Genomic DNA, 4,109 nt, shown 5'->3' on the forward strand with positions numbered 1-4,109 from the left:
AGAACGTCCACATGAAAGAAAACCTGAGACATTCGGGAAAAATATAAATGCTGCCATACAGATTCCAAGGAAATATCCTGCTAGCGCTAAAAGAATATATTTCCATATATCCTTATATTCCTGTTTTGGAAACTTAAAGAAGAATCTTACAATTGCATATATGAATACAATTATGCTGAGCATATAGAAAAAATAAAAATTGCTGGCACATGCAATAAAGACAAAAAAAGCAAACGGCAAAAAATTCTTGTTATCAAAGATTTTATCTATTCCTATAAGCAGCAAAGGAAGCCATATCATTGGATTTACAAAATATGGATGCCTGACCGCACAATAAAAAGAAAATCCGCAAAAGATATATACAAAAGCTCCGCAAAGTGAGGCATATCTGTCAAAATTATGATATTTGCAGTAAGCAAAAAAAGCCAAGCCGATACAATAAAGTCTGAGAAATATATTTATTGTATATAAAACCGGTGTTTTTTCAGGGCTGAAAAATACAGACAAAAAAGAAAAAGGGTCGCCAATAACATAGTAGTGAAAGGTCTGTATTATATCTGCCCCGAACCCAAGATTAAAATCCCATTGAGGAATTACTAGTTTGCCCTGTGCAAAAAGATTATAAAAAATTGAACGGAGATATTTTCCGTAATATATAAGAGCCGCAATATGCTGGCTTCTGCCGTCGCCTGTTGTAAAAAATGTTTTTCCAAGAATAAAATAAAAAGAAAAACATGCCATCGAAACTGCCGCAAAAATTACTGTATAAAAAGCTATGAATGATAAATTTTTACTTTTAAGAGATTTCATGATTTTTTTTCCTAAAGTTCTTTTAATGTGTTGTATTCAATTTTTCTGTTTTCTGACAGATGAAATTCGTTAAATCCTTCTTTTTTGAATTCGCTGGTGAGTTCTGATCTTAGCATTGTTCCGGGATGAAAAAGAAGCTCAATGTTCCGCTCTTGTGTTTCTGCCTTCTTTATGAATTTTGGAAGGACTTTTTTTAGTCTTGAATCCATTTTTCCGCTGAAATATACGCCGCAAAGATAATTTACAGGCAGTTTTTTTGAAACAAGATACTTTTTTACTTTTTGGGAATAAAAATTTAGAATCAGACATTTGATTGTATTCATTGAAAAAATATCTTTTCCGCCATACAGCAATATTGGGTCTTGTGTATTTCTGATGTATTCAATTTTGCAGCCATCGTTTTCCAGTTCCAAAACAGCTTCTTTTAATGCCTCAAAAACAAGCGGAATCATGTGCGGATGCTGGTGGCTGTCAATTCTGATTGCATTTTTGTCTATTACATTTGCGGCAATACATTTTTTTATCTGTGCCAGAATTTCTGTTTTTAACTGAATCTTTATTTTTTTCCGCATAAAAGGAATGTAGTTCCATATAAAAAGTTTGCCCCAGGAAGCTGTAAAAAAGCCTTCAGAATCAATTAAATCCGGAAGTAATGATTTTTCGGCACAGCATTTTCCTTCCATAAAGTTCAAATGGACTGAAACAAGAATTTTTTTATCTGATTCTTCCTGTACAGAAAGAAATTTAGCTACCGCTGTTTCAAAACATTCAAGGTTAGGAATAATGCTTATGCTGTCAAGTTTTCCTTCTGAGCATAATTGCAAAATGTCTCTATCGGATTTTTCGCTAAGCGCAAAATCATCAGCATGAATATCAACAATGCTATTCAATTTTTTCTCCTATAATATATTGAGGGCGACCTTTTACTTCATCATAAATCTGGGCAATGTAGACTCCGATTATTCCAAGACAAACCATTACACCACCAAATCCGATGAGCGTAATGCAAACGAGGGTGGGGAAGCCGCTTGCAGCTTTTCCGGTAAAGAATGAAATCAATGCGTCAACTGCAACTCCGATTCCTATAATTGTAAAAACGCAACCTACTGCTGTTACAATATGAAGTGGAGCGTAACTAAAGCAGATTACATTGTTTATCGCATATTTAATAAGCGATTTTGTCGACCATTTTGAAGTTCCGTTGGCTCGTTCTGCGACTTCATAGTAGACAGTAGTTTTTTTGAATCCTACCCAGAATGAAAGCGCACGGAAGAATGTGTTGCGTTCTTTTAGCTTGGCAAGTTCCGCGACAACTTTTTTATCCAGAAGTTTATAATCGCTGGAATTTTTCATATCCATGCCGACAGCTTTGCTTATCATTCCGTAGAAAACTTTTGTGAATAGCTTATGGAAAAGACCTTCCTTTCCGCGGTTGGATTTTACGCCCTCAACAACTTCATATCCTTCTTTCCATTTTTTATACATTTCAACAAGCACAAACGGCGGATGCTGCAAATCAGCATCAAGAAGAACTGTGCAGTCGCCGGTAACGTTTCTTATTCCGGCAAAGAGAGCGGCTTCCTTTCCGAAATTTCTTGAAAAAGAAACGCATTTTACCCGGCTGTCTTTTTCATGCAATGCACGGATTTCCTCCAAAGTATTATCTTTTGAGCCATCATTTACAAAAAGAAGCTCAAAGTCAGCATCGTTTATACCCCCCCCGTATGTATTTCCATTATGGCATTGTAAAAAGGCTTTATGTTTGCTTCTTCGTTGTAGCAAGGAACTATAAGCGATATTTTATTCATTTGTTTCTTCCTCCGTTTTATCTATAGAAACATCTTTTTTTTCTTTAAAAATCACAAGGAAACTGAACAGAAAGTTAAATGCGCTGACTAAAATTTCATCAGTGACTTTAGAAAAGACTTCATTCCATCCCAAAACATCAACAAAAAGCGACATTATAAGAACATCTGCAATGCCTGAAAAAAGCCTTGAGCCGTAAAAATAAGCAATTTCTCTGGCAAAAGCCTTTGCGGTAGTGCCGGTTCCCTTAAAAACGTATTTTTTGTTAGTAATGAATGCAAAAAGCACGCATAAGAACCAGGCAAGTACGGTTGAGATTTGAACTGAAAGCTTTATGTATCTAAACAAATAATAAAGAATCACATTCAGTGCAGTTGTAAGAATGCCCCAAAATGTGAATGAGATTATTTTCTTTATAAGCGGAATGTGTTTGGATAATAATTTCATAGCCAAAACTTTTTATATACTTATATTATTTATAAAATTACATTTGTTCAACTTTTATTAAAAACTTTCGTCTCCTATAAATTAAAAATCATAGAAAATTTCTAGCCATCAACTTCAATTTCATCCGTTGAATTCGTGCTAGGATACAGCCCTTCGCCGTTTTTCTTAACGAACGAAAGCCTGTATATCCCGCTTTCAATCCCCTGTGGAACCACGGCATCTATCGTTCTTCTGGTGCGCCGGATGAACCTTGTGACTCTGGCGCTCTTTGTCCTGTCGCTTTTCAATGTAAGGAATACGCCCTGTTTTTCGTCCTCAAAGTCAAACTCCAGGTTTTTTCCATGGATTCTAAAGCAGCTTCCGCGTTTTAGAAGAAGCTCGCTCGAATATTCAGCTGTGTCAGTGACTGAGAAAACATGGTAGATTGCAGGATCCATCGCAGGCGCTGATGATTTTGTCTTATAGGACACTTTGCCGCTGGCCTCCGCCTCGAACTTCTTGTTGACCGCGGCCTTGAGAACAAAGCAGTTGTCGCCTTTCTTGTTCTGGAATTTTACAGAGACAGACTCCGCCGTTCCATGCGCCGCAAGCTGCAGGTCAACCCACGGAAGCCTCACTTTGCATCCCTCCTGAAGCAGCCTTCTGACCGCCGTGTCCAAAACGGCAAGCGCCGCGCGCGTATCCGCCTCAGTGAGGGTTGAATTGTAGCCGACCATTTCCTTCACAATTTCCTCAAGCCCGGCATCAGTGTCGGCTATGCTCTGGAAGCAAAAGCCGCTCTTGCTTTTCCCTGTGTTGTTAGGCACTGTCTTTATGTTAATCATGCGCTTTCTCCGTGTCTTTTTATGCCTGTAATGGCTTCATGCAACGCCTGTCTATGGTTCTAGGATAGGCGAAACTAGATATAATTTTAAATTAACATTGTTGATAAATCAAGCTGAAATTAAACAGATGTTAAATTAATTTCATTTTGAACTCAACTTGGTTTCACTTTGAACTCAACTTGGTTTCACTTTGAACTCAACTTGGTTTCACTTTGAACTCAA

Annotated in this window: 5 protein-coding genes; all 5 read right to left on the reverse strand. The window is 37.3% G+C overall.

All coding sequences use genetic code 11. The annotated features are described in order from the left end of the window. On the reverse strand, positions 1 to 810 hold an 810-nt coding region (locus Q0N70_RS12245; protein ID WP_294017172.1), incomplete at its 3' end, for a YfhO family protein. A gap of 11 nt (positions 811 to 821) precedes the next feature. After that, positions 822 to 1,700: a ChbG/HpnK family deacetylase gene (locus Q0N70_RS12250; RefSeq protein WP_294017174.1), complete on the reverse strand. Its 879-nt coding sequence runs from the start codon at positions 1,698 to 1,700 to the stop codon at positions 822 to 824. Continuing rightward, a complete protein-coding gene (locus Q0N70_RS12255; protein ID WP_294017178.1) occupies positions 1,693 to 2,523 on the reverse strand; it encodes a glycosyltransferase family 2 protein in 831 nt (276 codons plus the stop codon). The genes Q0N70_RS12250 and Q0N70_RS12255 overlap by 8 nt, the downstream gene beginning before the upstream one ends. Before the next feature lie 87 nt (positions 2,524 to 2,610). Then, a complete protein-coding gene (locus Q0N70_RS12260) occupies positions 2,611 to 3,063 on the reverse strand; it encodes a GtrA family protein (protein ID WP_294017175.1) in 453 nt (150 codons plus the stop codon). A gap of 101 nt (positions 3,064 to 3,164) precedes the next feature. Then, entirely contained in the window at positions 3,165 to 3,887 is a 723-nt protein-coding gene (locus tag Q0N70_RS12265) for a DNA-binding domain-containing protein (protein ID WP_078931261.1), read from the reverse strand. Positions 3,888 to 4,109 lie beyond the last annotated feature (222 nt).

Source organism: uncultured Treponema sp. (genome assembly GCF_945873775.1).
Classification (GTDB): Bacteria; Spirochaetota; Spirochaetia; order Treponematales; family Treponemataceae; genus Treponema_D.